The sequence below is a fragment of the Chryseobacterium sp. MYb328 genome (assembly GCF_037572595.1).
In the GTDB taxonomy this organism is placed as follows: domain Bacteria; phylum Bacteroidota; class Bacteroidia; order Flavobacteriales; family Weeksellaceae; genus Chryseobacterium; species Chryseobacterium pennae.
On the sequence record NZ_JBBGZQ010000013.1, the window covers coordinates 83,075 to 100,419 of the forward strand.

General features: G+C 34.8%; 19 protein-coding genes. 7 read left to right on the top strand and 12 right to left on the bottom strand.

Annotated elements, in window-relative coordinates:
- Positions 1-137 precede the first annotated feature (137 nt).
- Positions 138-968 carry a glycosyltransferase family 2 protein gene (locus WH267_RS14045; RefSeq protein WP_115970531.1) on the bottom strand — a complete coding sequence of 277 codons (831 nt, stop codon included), beginning with the start codon at positions 966-968 and terminating at the stop codon, positions 138-140.
- The gene (locus WH267_RS14050) at positions 965-1,867 is read right to left on the bottom strand and encodes a glycosyltransferase family 2 protein (protein ID WP_340009078.1); all 903 of its coding nucleotides are present in this window, start codon (positions 1,865-1,867) and stop codon (positions 965-967) included. Before WH267_RS14050 ends, WH267_RS14045 begins: the two co-directional genes overlap by 4 nt.
- Positions 1,868-1,907: 40 nt before the next feature.
- Between WH267_RS14050 and WH267_RS14055 the strand changes: the two genes are divergently transcribed.
- Together WH267_RS14055 and WH267_RS14060 are read left to right on the top strand one after the other, a co-directional pair.
- Positions 1,908-3,035 (top strand): glycosyltransferase, encoded by a 1,128-nt coding sequence (locus tag WH267_RS14055; protein WP_340009080.1) that lies wholly within the window; start codon positions 1,908-1,910, stop codon positions 3,033-3,035.
- Between the two features lie 5 nt (positions 3,036-3,040).
- Positions 3,041-4,126, top strand: coding sequence for a glycosyltransferase family 4 protein (locus WH267_RS14060; RefSeq protein WP_340009082.1), 1,086 nt, complete (start codon positions 3,041-3,043; stop codon positions 4,124-4,126).
- On the opposite strand, the gene rocD is transcribed toward WH267_RS14060, so the two are convergent.
- The 3 genes from rocD to WH267_RS14075 form a co-directional block, all read right to left on the bottom strand.
- On the bottom strand, positions 4,123-5,370 hold the full coding sequence (rocD, locus tag WH267_RS14065) for an ornithine--oxo-acid transaminase (protein WP_340009084.1): 1,248 nt from the start codon (positions 5,368-5,370) through the stop codon (positions 4,123-4,125). The two genes, WH267_RS14060 and rocD, sit on opposite strands and share 4 nt — an antisense overlap.
- Before the next feature lie 233 nt (positions 5,371-5,603).
- Positions 5,604-6,155: a YdcF family protein gene (locus WH267_RS14070; RefSeq protein WP_340009086.1), complete on the bottom strand. Its 552-nt coding sequence runs from the start codon at positions 6,153-6,155 to the stop codon at positions 5,604-5,606.
- 58 nt (positions 6,156-6,213) lie between these two features.
- Entirely contained in the window at positions 6,214-8,061 is a 1,848-nt protein-coding gene (locus WH267_RS14075; RefSeq protein WP_340009088.1) for a WG repeat-containing protein, read from the bottom strand.
- Between WH267_RS14075 and WH267_RS25180 the strand changes: the two genes are divergently transcribed.
- On the top strand, positions 8,043-8,132 hold the full coding sequence (locus WH267_RS25180; RefSeq protein ID WP_409013143.1) for a hypothetical protein: 90 nt from the start codon (positions 8,043-8,045) through the stop codon (positions 8,130-8,132). The genes WH267_RS14075 and WH267_RS25180 overlap by 19 nt on opposite strands.
- 20 nt (positions 8,133-8,152) lie before the next feature.
- Here WH267_RS25180 and accC read toward each other — a convergent pair whose 3' ends face one another.
- The 5 genes from accC to pdxA form a co-directional block, all read right to left on the bottom strand.
- Positions 8,153-9,508: an acetyl-CoA carboxylase biotin carboxylase subunit gene (gene accC / locus WH267_RS14080; protein ID WP_115970525.1), complete on the bottom strand. Its 1,356-nt coding sequence runs from the start codon at positions 9,506-9,508 to the stop codon at positions 8,153-8,155.
- A gap of 93 nt (positions 9,509-9,601) precedes the next feature.
- Entirely contained in the window at positions 9,602-10,087 is a 486-nt protein-coding gene (gene accB / locus WH267_RS14085; protein ID WP_340009090.1) for an acetyl-CoA carboxylase biotin carboxyl carrier protein, read from the bottom strand.
- A 127-nt stretch (positions 10,088-10,214) separates the two neighbouring features.
- Positions 10,215-10,418 (bottom strand): 50S ribosomal protein L32, encoded by a 204-nt coding sequence (rpmF, locus tag WH267_RS14090; RefSeq protein WP_002976251.1) that lies wholly within the window; start codon positions 10,416-10,418, stop codon positions 10,215-10,217.
- Between the two features lie 67 nt (positions 10,419-10,485).
- The gene (locus tag WH267_RS14095) at positions 10,486-11,016 is read right to left on the bottom strand and encodes a YceD family protein (RefSeq protein ID WP_340009092.1); all 531 of its coding nucleotides are present in this window, start codon (positions 11,014-11,016) and stop codon (positions 10,486-10,488) included.
- Positions 11,017-11,100: 84 nt separating this feature from the next.
- Positions 11,101-12,192 carry a 4-hydroxythreonine-4-phosphate dehydrogenase PdxA gene (gene pdxA / locus WH267_RS14100; protein ID WP_340009094.1) on the bottom strand — a complete coding sequence of 364 codons (1,092 nt, stop codon included), beginning with the start codon at positions 12,190-12,192 and terminating at the stop codon, positions 11,101-11,103.
- Between the two features lie 48 nt (positions 12,193-12,240).
- On the opposite strand from pdxA, the gene WH267_RS14105 reads away from it, so the two are divergent.
- The 3 genes from WH267_RS14105 to WH267_RS14115 are packed head-to-tail and all read left to right on the top strand — an operon-like array spanning position 12,241 to position 14,988.
- Complete coding sequence (locus WH267_RS14105; protein ID WP_340009096.1) at positions 12,241-12,825, top strand: riboflavin synthase; 585 nt, start codon at positions 12,241-12,243, stop codon at positions 12,823-12,825.
- 1 nt (position 12,826) lies between these two features.
- Complete coding sequence (locus WH267_RS14110; protein WP_340009097.1) at positions 12,827-14,281, top strand: HAMP domain-containing sensor histidine kinase; 1,455 nt, start codon at positions 12,827-12,829, stop codon at positions 14,279-14,281.
- Positions 14,281-14,988 carry a tRNA1(Val) (adenine(37)-N6)-methyltransferase gene (locus WH267_RS14115; protein ID WP_115970519.1) on the top strand — a complete coding sequence of 236 codons (708 nt, stop codon included), beginning with the start codon at positions 14,281-14,283 and terminating at the stop codon, positions 14,986-14,988. The genes WH267_RS14110 and WH267_RS14115 overlap by 1 nt, the downstream gene beginning before the upstream one ends.
- Positions 14,989-15,026: 38 nt before the next feature.
- On the opposite strand, the gene WH267_RS14120 is transcribed toward WH267_RS14115, so the two are convergent.
- Both WH267_RS14120 and rpmH read right to left on the bottom strand, forming a co-directional pair.
- Entirely contained in the window at positions 15,027-15,737 is a 711-nt protein-coding gene (locus WH267_RS14120) for a cell division ATP-binding protein FtsE (protein ID WP_115970518.1), read from the bottom strand.
- A gap of 153 nt (positions 15,738-15,890) precedes the next feature.
- Complete coding sequence (gene rpmH / locus WH267_RS14125) at positions 15,891-16,049, bottom strand: 50S ribosomal protein L34 (protein ID WP_115970517.1); 159 nt, start codon at positions 16,047-16,049, stop codon at positions 15,891-15,893.
- A 236-nt stretch (positions 16,050-16,285) separates the two neighbouring features.
- On the opposite strand from rpmH, the gene WH267_RS14130 reads away from it, so the two are divergent.
- Positions 16,286-17,299 carry a DHH family phosphoesterase gene (locus WH267_RS14130; protein ID WP_115970516.1) on the top strand — a complete coding sequence of 338 codons (1,014 nt, stop codon included), beginning with the start codon at positions 16,286-16,288 and terminating at the stop codon, positions 17,297-17,299.
- The last annotated feature ends 46 nt before the right edge of the window (positions 17,300-17,345 follow it).

The following is a 17,345-nucleotide window of genomic DNA, read 5'->3' on the forward strand; positions in this document are numbered from 1 at the left end:
ACTGATTGTTGTTCTTTTGATCCCAAATTCTCTTTCACAGCTATTCTGGTTGAGGGATAAAAAAAGTACATTAAATTTCCTTAGGTAAATTACAGGAAACTTAATGTACTCTTATGATATAATGTGCTTAAGCTAGTTTAGAAAATAGATCTTATAGCACGCTCCAGCTTATAAATAGTTTTATAAGTGAAGGTTTTTTTTACCTGTTTCATCGTCTGTCTGGTTTGAAATGCATTTTGTATATCAGCCAGAGACAGATCAGAGTCTAAAACCTGAGCATAAAGATCACGGTGTTTGTTGAAAATATATGCCTCCATTTGGTTTTGCTTTGCTTTACTTTCCTGTAAAGATTTTAACATGGAACTTTGTCTCTGTCTGTAAAAAAACTGTACAGAGTTCAATTGTACAACATCATCATCTTTCTTTAGAAGCTGAATCCAGAATTCCCAGTCCTCATATCCAAATTTCATATGAGTATCATAACCACTGGTCTTCAGGTAATCTTCTTTCCTGAAAATCCCGGAACAGAAGATATGATTGGCAAATAATAAAGCTTCGTAATCATATTTCGGTAGATCCCAAGGCTCATTTTTAGCATCAAAAAATACGGCTTTACAGTAAACTAATCTGAGCTTTGGATTTTTTTCAAATTCTTTTTTGGCAAGCTCTATATACTGAGTTCCGATTTTATCATCACCATCCAAAGGAAGGATATATTTCCCTTTGGCCATTTTTATTCCATTATTTCTGCTGGCGGCAAGCCCCTGATTTTCCTGATTAAGTTTGGTAAATCTTGGATCTTTGGCACAATAGTCATCTATTATAGCTTCAGAATGATCTGTAGAGCCATCATTTACGATGATACATTCCCAAGAATCTGAGGTTTGGGCAATAACAGAATCTAAAGTTTCAGCCAGATATTTTTCCTGATTGTAGCAGGGAACTACAATAGATACAATTTCATTCATAATTTTCCTGTTTTTCCGATTAACCCATGAACTATTCCTTTGAGAATATTCCTGGAAAATAATATATTTTCTTTAAAGTTTCCTTTAGATGAGAAGAATTTTTTACGGGCTACAATCAAACGTTCCCGGATTACAAAAAATAAACTTCCTGAATATTTTTTCGTTAACCAGATCCTGTTTCTGGTCATATAGTATTCATATACTTTTCCTCTGGAGCTGTCAGACTGATATGCTACAAGTTCCGTATCAACTGCAATTTTCCATCGGTTGCTCTTTTTGATTCTGTAACACCATTCAGATTCTTCATAATACATAAACAGATCTGCTTCCATGTATCCCATGTCATCCAGAACTTCCTTTTTAAACATCATAGCACTTCCATTGATATAGGCCATATCATAAGTCATTCCCTGAGATCCTGCATCTTTTACGTTTTTCAGGAAATTGATATGGTTTCCTTCAAATCCCTTTTTAGGAAATAGGAGCCCTCCGTCAGAAAAAATAAAATCAGGATTGTTATGGTACAGTAATCTTGGGCCAATTACGCCCAATGATGCGTCGGATTTTAATTTTAAATACAGCTGTTCGATAGTAGTGGCGTCGATATGAATATCAGGGTTAAGAATGAAAAAATATTTCTTTCCCCATTCAATAGCTTGCCTGATTGCCCAGTTATTGGCATATGCATACCCAAGATTGCTTCCCATCTGATGAAAGAAAAAATGATGAGCTTTGCAATAGGTTTCCAGCTCTTTTCCATCATTAGAGTTATTATCAAGAATAATAAAAGAATCATTGCTTATTTCTCCTTTATCGATGAGCATTGACAGCTGTCTGATGATCTCTTTAGAGGAGTTATAATTTAATATTATTATAATTAATTCTTTTATATCTCTCATTAAATAGTCATATTTGTAGCCGCAAAAATAAATAAATATAATGAAAAAGAAAGTTCTTTATTTTATGCCTGATAATCCGATGTCTGGAAAGGCCGGAAATACTACCAGGCTTAATTATATGCTTTCTTATTTTAACGAAAACAAGGCGCTTGATGTTACTTTTGTTTCATTGAGAGACTGGGGAATGTGGAAAAAGGAAGAAGAAATCCTGTTTCATGAGAAATTCCCGAATATTCAGTTGCATCTTTTGGATAAGAAATATAAAAAAAGTTTTTTTAAGTATCTTTTTTTATATAAAATACCTTATTTATTTAAAATAAACTCGATAGATACAACAAGTTATATTCTTAGAAAAGAATTTTCGGAAATTATTAAAAAATCTGCTTTTGATGTTGTATTAATAAGCTATGCAACATGGGGAAGACTGGTTAACGAAGTTTCTGCCGGGACCTGTAAAATTATTGATACCCATGATTTTATTACTGCACAGAGCCGTCATAAACGTACTGTCGGAAAGCTATTTCAGGATGAGATATCCATTTTAAAACAGTATGATAATATCTGGACTTATTCGGTAGAGGAGGAGTATATATTTGATCAGTTTACCAATAAGAAGGTCACTTTGATGCCTGTTTCATTTCCTGAGAACTTTAGTGAAAAAAAACAGGAGTTTAAATATGATATTATTTACGTTGCCAGTGATAATCCACACAATATAAATGGAATTCAATGGTTTTTAAAAGAAGTATTACCTTTGCTGAATAATGTTAAAATTCATATCATTGGTAAGATTGGTAAGGCAATTGCAGAAGATTATCCAAATGTAATTAAATATGGTATGGTAGATGACTTACAGGAATTCTACAACCATGCAAGAGTTGCCATTTGCCCAATGATGAGTGGAACGGGTGTGAAAATTAAAGTACTGGAAGCCTTATCCTATGGATTACCGGTAGTAACAAACAGAAGAGGAGTAGATGGACTCATTAATAAAAAAAATAACGGATGCTTGGTAAGCCAGGACCCTGTAGAATTTTCAGAATCCATTCATCAGCTTATGAATGATGATGTTTTTTATGAAAAGGTAAAAAAACAGGCAATTTGTTATTTTAAAGAAAACCACAACTCAAAAATAGAAAAAGAAATTCTTGATTCTATTTTTTTATAAAATTTATGAAGAAAAAAATCTTAATTGACCTCGAACGTCTAAGATACCCCAATTCAGGAATAGCTAATGTGTTTAGAAACCTCGCAAAAGGATTACAAGAGGGGAATTCTAAGTTTGAAATATTTTTTTTCGGTAAGAAAGAACAGCTCGAAAAATTTGAGCCTATACCGAATTGTGTGCTTTGGAACAAAACACATCGTTTTTTTGAGCGTTTTAGTGGTGAGTTTGATCTGATTCATGTAAGCCATCAGCTTTCTTCTTATTTTCATAGAAATTACAAAGACACAATTAAAATCATTACCCTTCATGATCTGAATTTTTTGCATGAAAACCTTACCGATTTCAAAAAGAAAAAAATGCTTGGTAAAGTGAGAAGCAATGTAAAAAATGCAGATTATATTGTCTGTATCTCAGAACATGCCAAGCAGGATTTTATTCAGAATAAAAAGCTTTTTACTTTTACTAAACTTAAAGATATTGTTGTTATTCACAATGGAATTCAGCTTCCTGAGCAAAGGGAATATCAATTGGGAAAATACAGTTATTTAAAAAATAAAAAGTATATTTTAAATATCGGGGTTCTTTTTAATAAAAAAAATCAGCTGACTTTAGTTGAAATGCTACCTTATATAAAGGAGGATCTTGTGCTTATTGCATCAGATGAGAAGTCATCTTATGCCGCTGAAGTGAAACAGAGAATCAAAGAGTTACATTTAGAACAAAGAGTTTATTTTCTTAAAAATCTTTCGGAAGAGGAGAAGTATGCTGTCATTCAGCATTCGGAAGCAATGTGCCACCCTTCTATTGCAGAAGGTTTTGGGATACCTCCTATTGAAGCTATGGCTTTTGGTAAACCTGTTTTTCTTTCGAAATATACAAGCCTTCCGGAAATAGGCGGGGATGCGGCTTTTTATTTTGAAAGTTTTGAACCGAAATTAATGTCTCAGTTATTTCAGGACAAAATGAATCTTTATCGCAGTCATGAGGAAGACATGAGCCAGAAAATAAAAAATTGGACAGAGCAATATAGTTATACCGCAATGTCCAATAATTATCTTAAATTTTATGAATCTGTTCTGAATAAGAACTAAGCTTTATATTCCAGAATAGTTTTTTCAATAATTTTTACACAATCCAATAATTGCTCTTCAGTAATTACCAATGGTGGTGCTAATCTGATGATGTTCCCGTGGGTTGGTTTAGCAAGCAATCCGTTTTCTTTTAATTGTAAACAAAGATTCCATGCTGTAGAGCTGTCTGGAGTATCGTTGATCAGGATAGCATTTAAAAGTCCTTTTCCTCTTACTTTGGTAATCAGATCTGTCTTTTCAATAAGTTTATCGATCTCAGCTCTGAAAAGCTGTCCAAGCTCTTCTGCTCTTTCAGATAATTTTTCATCAGCTACTACATCTAATGCTGCTACAGCTACCGCACAGGCAATTGGATTTCCACCGAATGTAGAACCATGTTGTCCTGGCTTAATCACATTCATAATCTCATCATTAGCTAATACTGCAGATACAGGATACATTCCTCCTGAAAGTGCTTTTCCAAGGATTAAGATATCCGGCTGTACATTTTCATGGTGACAGGCGATCAGTTTTCCTGTTCTTGCAATCCCTGTCTGTACTTCATCGGCAATGAAAAGTACATTATGTTTTTTACACAGCTCAGAAGCATTTTTAAGGAAGTTTTCATCCGGAACATATACTCCGGCTTCTCCCTGGATAGGTTCTACAAGGAATGCTGCAATATTTCCAGCTTCTCTACTTAATATTTCTTCTAATGCTGTAATATCATTGTAAGGAATCTTGATAAATCCTGGGGTAAAAGGACCATAGTTTTGGTTGGCATCCGGATCATTAGAGAAAGAAACGATAGTGGTTGTTCTTCCATGGAAGTTATTTTCACAAACTACGATCTTTGCTGCATTTTCTGAAATTCCTTTTACTTCATAGCTCCATTTTCTGGCTAATTTTACAGCTGTCTCTACTGCTTCAGCTCCGGAGTTCATAGGTAATACCTTATCAAATCCGAAAAGGGTAGTGATTTTCTGTTCGTATTCCCCTAATTTAGAGTTGTAGAATGCTCTTGAAGTTAAAGCTAATTTCTGGGCCTGCTCTACCAAAGCTCCTACGATTTTAGGGTGTGAGTGTCCTTGATTTACAGCAGAATATGCTGAAAGAAAATCATAATACCTCTTTCCCTCTACATCCCAAACGAAAACACCTTCTCCGCGATCCAGAACTACTGGTAGAGGGTGATAGTTATGCGCTCCATGTTTGTCTTCAAGGTCAATAAAGTACTGTGAGTTTTTTGTTGTTTCTGCTGACATATGTTTTGGTTTTCAACAAATTTACACAATATTAGTGAGATGAATGAACAAATACCAGGTGCAGTTAAAGGTCAGAATTGAAGTAAATTTTGAGGCAGAATAAGGGTGAATCAGAGAATATTTTCTTTACAGTCTCTTGTTGCAGGTATTATATCTTTACATGAAGTTGATTTTTGAAGGTTAATTTTTATTAAACTATAAATGAGTTGATATTTAAATGATATATTGTTTTTTTATAGATAATAAGCAAAAAACTCTCTGAAAACCGAATAGAAGTCTCTGATTTCAAAATAAACAGGGCTTGAACTTTCAATATTTTTAAAATGATGCTCCCTGAACAGTTTTTTGATTCTGGTCTGATGATAAAACTGTGATACAGAAATAATACGGCTATACTTTAAGCTATCAGCAATTTTTATAGTATTGATAACAGTCTTCTCTGTATTATCCCCAAAGTTATCCACAAGTATCTTTTTGGCAGGGATTTTATTTCTTATCAGATATTTTTTCATCTCCGTACCTTCCCAATAGCCTTCTTTTCCAAGGCCTCCACTAACCAGGATTTCTTTGGTTTGTTTTTTCTGATAGAGCTCAATACTTTTGTCTAATCTTGCTTTCAACCTTGAAGAAAGGCTTCCATCTTCATTTACCTTATTTCCGAAGACCACAGCAATATCGGCTTTCTGATTAGGGTTTGTAAAGCCATCATAACTGATATATAGGGAATGAATAACAAACCAGGAGAAGGCAATTAAGAGGGTGAATTTAATAATATTTTTAAGCATACTGTAGAGGTACAAATAATTAAATTTGGATTTTTTTTTGTAAATATATTTCAACAGTTTAATAAATGATTTTGATAACATTCATATAAGGATCAATATATGTTTTAGAAGTTGTTTTTCCATCATAATCATCATGTACAAACATTCCTCCTTCTGAATAACCTTTAAGCGTTGATTTGAATTTTAATTGCATCGCAGGCTTCCATGTATCTTTATTAAGAAGTGTGTAGCTTTTTTCTGTGCCAATAATTAAATAATCCTCGCCTATAGATCCATTAATGTAATCATTATATTGATTATCCGTAGAACCATTGACTGTTTGTACTATTTTCCCATTACTATTATAGATTTCTGTTTTCTCAGGTGAAATTATAATATAATTGAGAGTATTTCTTATTTGTTCACTGGCCAAGAGTTTTTCTTTATAAATAGGATTGTAGTTTTTATCTAAGGGGTATTTATTGCTATTCTCTTTAGTAAAAGGTTTTTTCATAAAGGTATAATATGTCTGCCCTTTTTTTGCTGTTTTTAAAATATTTCCTTTGGTATCAGTAATTATATGGGTGTAGGCGCCTGTCTTTTCATTTCTATTGGCGCCGATAAGAAATTTGTTTTTAGAAAATGTGGCAAAATAATAGGTTGGGCCTTTAATACGATACATGGTCTTGCCGTTTTTTTTCTGAATAAATATACTTTCTGAGTTATTTTGATCATTACTATCGTTGATTCGTAGTATAAAAATATCTTCCAAATACATTACCCGTTGTGTTATGGTTTGTTTTGACCATAAAGGGTGATATTTAAGAATGTTTTTTTCTAAGTTTTCTTTGTTTTGATATCCCGGACTATCTAAAGACATATAATTGATAGATTCTTCGCGAGTATATTCGTGTAAAATTTCTCCCTTAGAATTTAAAATTGCAAGACCATGATTTTCGGGATTTTCTGCAATTATCTGGCCCTCGGAATATCTAAGGTTAGATTCTGAATAAATTTTATTCTGAATGATTTCAAGACTTTTGTTGATGTAGATTGTGGATTTTATTTTTGAATAAATATGATCAACATAATTGGTTCCAACCAACATAATTTCCTTATCATATTCTTCATCTTCATCGTTCAATGGACCTAAGCTATCAAACTGATTTTCAAAATACCTTTTTCCTGTAATCAGGTTCTCCACATAAATTTTTCTGTAATCTTGAATAATTGCCAGATCACCGGTAATATAAATAGTGGTGCTTTCTACTGTTTTTACTTTTTTTCCTGTCTGATCATAGATTACAGTATGCCGTTGAGGGGCTTCTTTTTGAGCTTGAAAATATTTCCCGGAAAAGGTTATTTCTGAATATTCGGCAGGGATAATCTGTTCTCCTTTTTCATTATAAACGCTTGTTAAATTATCGATGCGGACTTTGATAAATCCATCAGCAAGTTGAGAGGTGTTTTTAACCCGAAGTCTTGAAAATCCATCTTTTTTATCCGAGATAAAGTAATCATTGGTTGGAAAGCATTTTGGAGTGATCATCTTTCCCTGAGCATTGATTACAGCATGGCATTTAGATCCTTGAGACTGTCCGGGCTTTGGCGGAATATAAAGAATAATGTCTGCCAGGCCATTCTTAAAATCTGATATGCTGTAATATTGGGTAGGGAGAATAAATTTACCTTTTTCATCAATCAATCCCCATCCTGTCGCTGTAAGAACTTTTGCAAGTTTAATGTCAGAGTTTCTTTTTATCGGTAGAAATTGGCCCACCAGTAAAAATTTTCCTTCAAAAGGATTGGTTTTTAGAGGAGTGTCGGGGCTTAAGATACTGTCTCTATGAATAGTTAGAATTTGTTTGAATTGAGAATAAGCAAGGGCATAAAAGGTCAATAAAAAAAATAAAGCGATTTTTTTCATATAAATCATGGTTTAACCAAATATACCAAGAAAAAATAATCCGTCACACTATAAGTATGACGGACTATTAAAAGTTGTATTATAAATAATCTTAGTGATTATCATATTTTCTGTCCATTACAAAATCCTCCATGAATTTCGTAGTGTAGTTTCCTGCAAGATAATCTTCATTATCCATCAGCTGTCTGTGGAAAGGAATCGTTGTTTTTACTCCTTCAATATAGAATTCCTCAAGAGCACGTCTCATTTTTGCAATAGCTTCTTCACGGGTTTGAGCCGTAGTGATAAGCTTAGCAATCATAGAGTCGTAGTTAGAAGGGATGCTGTATCCGGAATATACGTGAGTATCTACTCTGATTCCGTGTCCGCCAGGGATGTTTAATCCTGTGATTTTTCCTGGAGACGGTCTGAAGTCTGCATAAGGATCTTCAGCGTTGATTCTACATTCGATTGAATGTAATTTCGGGTAATAGTTGATTCCTGAAATAGGAGTTCCTGCAGCAAGAAGAATCTGTTCTCTGATCAGGTCATAATCAATTACCTGCTCAGTAATAGGGTGCTCTACCTGGATTCTTGTATTCATCTCCATGAAATAGAAATTTCTGTGTTTGTCTACAAGGAATTCGATAGTTCCCACTCCTTCGTATCCAATGAATTCAGCAGCTTTTACAGCAGCATCACCCATTTTCTCACGAAGTTCATCAGTCATAAACGGAGAAGGTGTTTCTTCCGTTAATTTCTGGTTTCTTCTCTGTACAGAACAGTCTCTTTCAGAAAGGTGGCAAGCTTTACCGAATTGATCACCTGCAACCTGAATTTCGATGTGTCTAGGCTCCTCGATCAGTTTCTCCATATACATACCTCCGTTTCCAAAGGCAGCTACAGCTTCCTGAATTGCAGATTCCCAGTGATCTTTAAGGTCTTCAGCTTTCCATACTGCTCTCATTCCTTTACCACCACCACCGGCAGTTGCTTTAATCATTACAGGGTATCCTGTTTCTTCAGCAACCTTTACAGCGTGCTCATAAGATTCAATAAGTCCGTCAGAACCTGGTACACATGGTACACCTGCAGCTTTCATGGTAGCCTTAGCGTTAGCTTTGTCTCCCATTTTTTCAATCTGCTCAGGAGATGCTCCAATGAACTTGATTCCGTTTTTCTCGCAAATTCTTGAGAAGTTAGCATTTTCAGATAAGAATCCGTAACCTGGGTGAATGGCGTCTGCGTTCGTAATTTCCGCAGCGGCAATAATGTTAGGGATTTTAAGATATGAGTCTTTGCTCATTGCAGGGCCAATACAAACCGCTTCATCAGCAAATCTTACGTGAAGACTGTCTTTATCAGCAGTAGAGTATACTGCAACGGTTTTGATCCCCATTTCTTTACAAGTACGTAAAATACGCATTGCAATTTCGCCACGATTGGCAATTAATATTTTTTTGAACATCTCTCCGAAATTTTAAATTATAAATTTTGAATTTTAAATTATTTTAAATGAAACAGTTTCATCTAAAATTTATAATCTTTAATCTAAAATTCCTTAAGATGGATCTACTAAGAATAATGGTTGGTCATATTCTACCGGAGTTGCATCATCAACTAAGATTTTAACAATTTTTCCGCTAACTTCAGATTCAATCTGGTTGAATAACTTCATTGCTTCAATTACACAAACTACTTTACCAACAGAAACATCGTCACCTACATTTGCAAATACGTCTTTATCCGGAGATGGTTTTCTGTAGAAAGTACCGATCATTGGAGACTTGATCGTTATATATTTACTGTCATCAGATGCAGTCTCAGCTTTTTCAGCAGCAGGGGCAGGAGCAGAAGTTGCAACAGGAGCTTGAACAGCTACCGCTTGTGGAGCAGTGTGGTATACTGCAGGCTGTGCATAAACAGCGTCACTTCCAGCTAATGGAGTTTTAATAGTGATTTCGAAATCTTTAGTTTTGTACTTCACTTCTGAAACTTCAGCCTTAGATACAAACTTAATAAGATTCTGTATGTCTTTAATGTCCATAAATTTGATATTTGATTTTGATCCAAAGATACCAAAAAAACGTAAAAAACAACAAAAAACCGCCAAATTTTATCAAAATTGGGCGGTTTTTGTATTAAAATGAGGCTTTTTCAATGAAAAGCGACTCTTAGTTTTCTTCAGTAGCAGCTACTTCTTTTTCCAATACTACTTTACCTCTGTAGTAAAGTTTTCCTTCATGCCAGTGAGCTCTGTGGTATAGGTGAAGCTCTCCTGTTGTTGCATCTTTAGCTAATTGAGGAACTACAGCTTTGTAGTGAGTTCTTCTCTTATCTCTTCTTGTGGACGATTGTCTTCTCTTTGGATGTGCCATTTTCTAATAACTTTTTTAATTGATGAGCGATGAGATTCATCATCTCATCATATTTAAATTATTCTATTTAATTATTGTCTCTTAATTTTCTTAAAGCGTCCCATCTGGGATCACTCTCATGTTCTTCCTCTTCAGCTTCTTCAATTTCTTTCGGACTGAACTGGTCAAGAATTTTTATATCTTCATCACTTACATTCGGTGATATTTTTTTCATTGGAATAGAAAGCATTACGTTTTCGTAGATCAGATGAGCTACATTAAAAGCGTGCTCTGCGGTAGGAATAGTGATAACATCTTCATTGCTGTCATCATATTCTTCCCCAAAATTCACCAGAATTTTGATTTCATTCTCAATAGGGTAGTCAAAATTTTCATTTGTGATATCACAAACCAGTTCAACTAAACCTTGTATTTTAATCTCAAACTCCAGAAATGTAGTATGCTTATCTAAAAATACATTTACTTCTATTCTGGGATTTGTAAATTCCTGCTCAGTGTCAAATAATTGAAAGAACGTTTTATCTATCTCAAACTTGAACTCGTGTTTTCCGTTTTTAAGTCCGGAAAAGCTTACATCGTAGTTTCTTAACTTGTCCATAAAATGAGTGTGCAAAAATATGCATTTTTTTTATAATAACAAACAAAATCTAAAACAAATTAATTTAAAATTTGTTTTAACAATTTATGCTTCAGTTTCCTCAGGAAGATCTTCGTCTATTCCGTTATCAACAGCTATTTTTCTCGGCTGAAGGCGGCTGCTCATCAGTTCACCATATTCACTTCTGTTCTTAAAAATCTTAATAGCAGTGAAAATTGCTTCCATAAAACTCTGCTCATCAGCAATATTTTTTCCCGCAATATCATATGCTACCCCATGATCCGGAGAGGTTCTGATAAAAGGAAGTCCTGCGGTATAATTTACCCCTTCTTCATAAGCCAGTGTTTTGAACGGAGCTAATCCCTGATCGTGGTACATTGCTAAAACTGCATCAAAGTTCCTGTATTTGTTAGGCTGGAAGAAGCTGTCTGCGGGGAAAGGACCAAATGCGAGAATTCCATTATCTGAAAGTTCCTGAATAGCGGGGCTTATGATCTCAATTTCTTCACTTCCGATAACACCGCCATCACCAGCATGAGGATTTAATCCCAATACCGCAATTTTAGGCTTCTGAATACAGAAATCTTCAATAAGAGTCTGGTTCAGGACCTTAATCTGTTTTTTGATTTTTTCTTTGGAAATATTCTCAGCTATCTGAGCAATAGGGATATGATGGGTGGAAACAGCTACTTTAAGATCTTCAGTTACCAGGAACATTAATCCTTTTTTATTGAACTTTTCTTCAAAATATCCAGTATGTCCGGTATGTTTAAAGCCCATTTTTACCATTTCATCCTTGTTGATAGGAGCTGTTACAAGAACGTCAATATCTCCATTCATTAAAGCTTCAGTAGCTGCTTCTAAAGAATCAATTGCCATTTTGGTAGATTCTTCTGTAGGAACTCCCAGTTCTACATTTACATTTTCTTTGGTGAGATTCAGCATATTCAGCTTGCCGGGCTGGGCCTGGGAAGCTTCATTGATATAATTGAAATTAAGATTCAGCTTGAAAATATTTTTCTGATAAGTAAATAATTTTCCCGAACCAAAAATCACAGGAGTGAAAAAATCCGTAATGGTTTTGTCTGTCAGAGACTTCATGATGATCTCCGGACCGATGCCATTGAAATCACCGATTGAAATTCCTACTCGTACTTTATGGTTTTTTGGGCTCATTTTGATTATCTTTGAAGATTATAATTTACAAATTTAGCAAAAAATAATATGTTCACAGGAATTATTGAAGCAGTTGGTGTTATTGAAAAGATTGAAGAGAAAGGAAGCAACATAGATTTCACCCTGACATGCCCTTTTACAAACGAGCTTAAAATTGATCAGAGCCTTGCTCACAACGGTTGTTGTCTGACAGTGGTTGAGATTAAGGAAAACCAATACGTAGTTACAGCAATCAACGAAACACTGGAGAAAACAAATCTTGGAAAATGGGGTTTGGGAACTGTTGTGAATCTGGAACGTTGTATGAAAATGGATGGAAGACTGGATGGTCACATCGTTCAGGGTCACGTAGATAAAACAGGAGAAGTGGTAGGGATCGAAAATAAAGACGGGAGTTATTTCATTACCATGAAATATGATGCAGACGGAAATTTTGTAACCGTACCTCAGGGTTCTATTACAGTAAATGGAATTAGTTTAACTGTTGCGAAAAGTGAAGATACACAGTTTTCTGTAGCCATTATTCCCTACACCTGGGAGTTTACCAATATGAAACACCTGAAAATTGGTGATAAAGTAAACCTGGAATTTGATATCATTGGTAAGTATATTGCTAGGTTAATTAAAAAGTAGGATGTCATTAAATAAATATAAAGGATATAGCTTAAGGAATCGTGTGTTTTTCGGTTTCTTACTGGTATGCTTTTTAAGTGTTGTGGCAACATCACTGGTTCCTTATTTTGTATTGAGAAATAATTCCCTGCAGCAGAGTAATATCGATATGCAGGAAAAAACCAATGCAGTAATGAGATATCTGGATTATGCTGTAAGCCGTACATTGGTAGAGACAAAAGATCTGCCGAAGGTTCTGGGGAATAAGATCTTTGAGATCGCAGATATTAATCAGCATGATATTGTCATTTATGATCTGCAGGGGAACTATGTACTTTCCAATAAAGATGAAAGCCTGATTGATCAGAAAAGACTTTCTATGGAAATTATCAACAAGATTCTGTCTACGGATGCAAGAGTTGATATGACCAGATATGATGCTGCCAAAGATGCTAAGCTTACCTCTTCCTATCTTTTACTGAAGAACAATGAACTGGAGCCTATCGGTATTGTTTATATTCCTTTATATCATAATGAATCAGCCTACCTTGATGTATTGCATCAGTATGTCAAATATATTCTTTTAGTCGATATATTCCTTATCCTGTTCAGTATCTGGATAAGTTGGGTGACCTCTAACAGCCTGGCAAAAACGATTACAAAATTCTCTGATATGATTACCCGTATTACATTGTTTGAAAATGAAATGCGTCCTATCAGATATTATAAAAATGATGAGTTGAATGCCTTGGCAAGAGCATATAACAGAATGATTCTTCAGATTCAGGACCAAAAAGAAAGGTTAAGGTTTAAAGCCTCTGAAGAAGCATGGCGAGAAATGGCAAAACAGGTGGCTCATGAAGTGAAAAACCCGCTTACTCCTATGAAACTTACCATTCAGAATTTTGAAAGAAAATTTGATCCGGAAGATCCAAACATCAGAGAGAGGGTAAAGCTGATGAGTAAAACAATGGTAGATCAGATCGATCTGATTGCTACCGTAGCTTCTGCATTCTCAGAATTTGCCAAGCTTCCTGAAAAAAATAACGAAGTAATCAATTTGAATACTGAAGTAGAAGATATTCTTCGTGTATTCAATGATGACAGTATCTTTATGCATGCTAACAAGGGTGATATTATGATTAATATGGATAGGATTTATCTTTCCAGGATCATTACTAATCTTGTGACCAATGCTAAGCAGGCTGAAAGTGATGAAAGAAAGCTGATTATCAATGTAGATGTGGAGCAGCATCAGCGAAGGGTGATTATCTCTATTCAGGATAACGGAATTGGAATTCCTGAAAATATGTACGAAAGAATTTTTGAGCCTAATTTCACTTCCAAAAGCAGTGGAATGGGGCTTGGCCTGTCTATGGTAAGAAAAATGATTGAAGACTATAAGGGAGAGATCTCCGTGAAATCGGAAGTAGGGAAGGGGTCTACGTTCATCATTACATTACCTACCAATTTATAGTGAAATCTTTTAAGTTTAAGCAATTTGAGATCCGGCAATCCAAAGACGTCTTCCGTGTAGGAACAGACGGTGTTTTGCTTGGCGCTTTAGCAAATATAGAATCGGCTTTCCGTGTTTTGGAAGTAGGAACCGGAACGGGGTTGATCTCATTGATGCTGGCACAAAGAAATTTGCATGCTGATTTTTTAGGATTGGATATTAATGCAGATGCTGTAGCCCTGACAAGACTTAATTTTGAAAATGCACCTTTCAGCGCAAGATTAAAGAATCTGTATCAGGATTTTAAAACCTTTGAAACGGAAGAAAAATATGATCTGATTGTTTCAAACCCTCCTTATTTTGAAGAATCCGGATCCGATAAAGATAAAATTGCCCGCCAGACAGTAGAATTGAATTTTAAGCAGCTTATCGCTCAGTCTGCCGGTTTTTTGTCTGAAGATGGCTCTCTTTCTGTTATTATTCCGGTTGAGGGTGGAGAAGTCTTTGTCTCAATGGCAGAAGACTGTAATCTGTTTCTCAACAGAAAGGTTAATATCAAAGGAATTGAAAATGCCAAAACAAAAAGATTGGTCTTAGAATTTTCTCCAACTGAAAAAAAACTTCTGGAATCTGAGTTTATTATAGAAAAAAGTCCGAGAATATACTCGGACCAATATCTTGAACTCACTAAAGAGTTTCATATCTTTAAAAAAGAAGCCAGAGGTTAGGATTTCATAATTTCTTATTCTCTGTATTTCTTAATTTTTTATTCAAATAATTCTGCTGTATCCAATACTGATACTTTTCCATCCTCACATCTGATAGCTTCACCAGGGAAGTTTTGGATCATATGGTAATCGTGTGTTGCCATTACTACAGCGGCTCCATTTTCAAGGGCAACCTGCTTCAGTAAGGTCATAATTTCGTTGGAAGTTTCAGGGTCAAGGTTTCCTGTTGGCTCATCTGCCAGGATCAGGTCCGGGTGGTTAAGCAGGGCTCTTGCGATGGCGATACGTTGTTGTTCACCTCCTGAAAGTTCGTGTGGCATTTTGTGCTTTTTGCTCTTCATGTTCACACTTCCCAATACTTCATTGATTCTGTCTTCTATTTTTACGTTATCACTCCATCCTGTGGCTTCCAAAACAAATTTAAGATTCTTTTCAACAGTTCTGTCAGAAAGCAACTGGAAATCCTGGAATACAATTCCTAGTTTTCTTCTTAGATTGGGGATATCAGACGGTTTTAATTTAGCCAGGTCAAATCCTACCACAGATCCGTGTCCTGATGCTAATGGAATGTGTCCATAAAGCGTTTTCAGAAGGGAACTTTTTCCGGAGCCTGTTTTTCCAATAAGATAGCAGAATCTGCCTTTTTTAATATTAAGATTGACATCAGAAAGAACAGTGAAGTTTTTTTGAGCAATTTTAGCGTGCTGTAAACTTATAATATTGTCTCCGGAGATATTTGTATGTGGCATAATTTAATTTTAAAGGCTATTTCTAACAAAAAATTTTCAATCTTTAAAAATAGAAAAAAGAAGTCTATTTGACTCTAATTTTAATAAATTTTAACAACAAAAAATGCCTGAAAAGGAAATTTTCAAGCATTTTTTGTATATGATAATAAAAGATTATCTCTTAGCGCGTGTTGCACTGATCGTTAAACTCTTTCTGCCTTTAGCTCTTCTCGCAGCCAAAACTCTTCTTCCATTTGGCGTAGACATTCTTTCTCTGAAACCGTGTTTGTTTCTTCTTTTTCTTTCTGATGGCTGGAATGTTCTTTTACTCATTACTATATGTTTAAATCGTAATTAATCTATTAATTTTCAGGTTGCAAAGATATATAAAATTTTATAAGATACAAACTTTAATTATCTTTTTTTAAAATTATCTATTGTGTTTTTTTTATCGGACATTTACAAACCCTTATGGAGACCTGAATTTATCTGTGCAAAAATAATATTTAAATGATTTATATAAAAGCTTTATCTTTGAAAACTTAAATTTTAACGAAAATAAACACAAGATGTTTACACCAGCAGAACTTTTAGAGATCAATACATTACTTACACCTGAAAACAAAATAGTTATTCTTACCCACTATAATCCGGATGGTGATGCTATTGGTTCCAGTCTGGGATTGAAACATTATTTAAAGGCAAAAGGAATTCATGCAGAGGTTATCGTTCCCAACGATTTTCCAAAATTTCTGAAATGGATGCCGGAGTCCAAAAAAGTGATTATTGCAGAATACAAAAGAAAGCTGGCTGCTGATATGATTGCTGCTGCAGATGTTATTTTCTGTCTAGATTTTAACTCTCCTTCCAGAATCGGTTTATTGGGAGACTGGCTGGTAAAGGCTCAGGGAAAGAAAATTCTTATTGACCACCACCAACAGCCGGAACAATTTGACTTTGTTTACTCGGATACGGTAATTCCTGCTACTTCACAGATGATTTATCATTTCATTGAAGCGCTGGAAGATGAAAAACTGGTGAACCAGGATATGGCAGAATGTATGTATACCGGAATTATGACTGATACAGGTGGTTTCCGTTTCCGTTCTACCAGTGCTACTACCCATAGAATTATTGCGAATCTGATTGAAAAAGGAGCAGATCCGGCGATGATTACTTCCAATACCTGGGATACCAATACTGTTTCACGCCTTCATTTGCTTGCTTTGGTTTTAGGAAGAATAGAAGTGGTGAATAATGGTACCGTAGCTATTTTAAGCCTTACAAGAAATGAGCTTAAAGAATTTGGTTTCCAGAAAGGTGATACAGAAGGCTTTGTAAATTATGGTTTAAGTATTGCCGGAGTGAAAATGTCTGCCTTCTTTATGGAAGATCTTTATGAAGACTTTATCAAAATCTCATTTAGAAGTAAAGATGATGTGGATGTAAACCAATTCTCAAGAAAATACTTCAATGGTGGCGGTCACATTAATGCTGCCGGAGGAAAATCATATGGTTCTCTGAACAATACGATTGGAAATTTTAAAGATGTTTTAGATAAAGACGACTTTATTAAATCCTAAAGTTATTTTGTAATTGCTTGTTTATATGATGGCTTTTTGTTAGTTT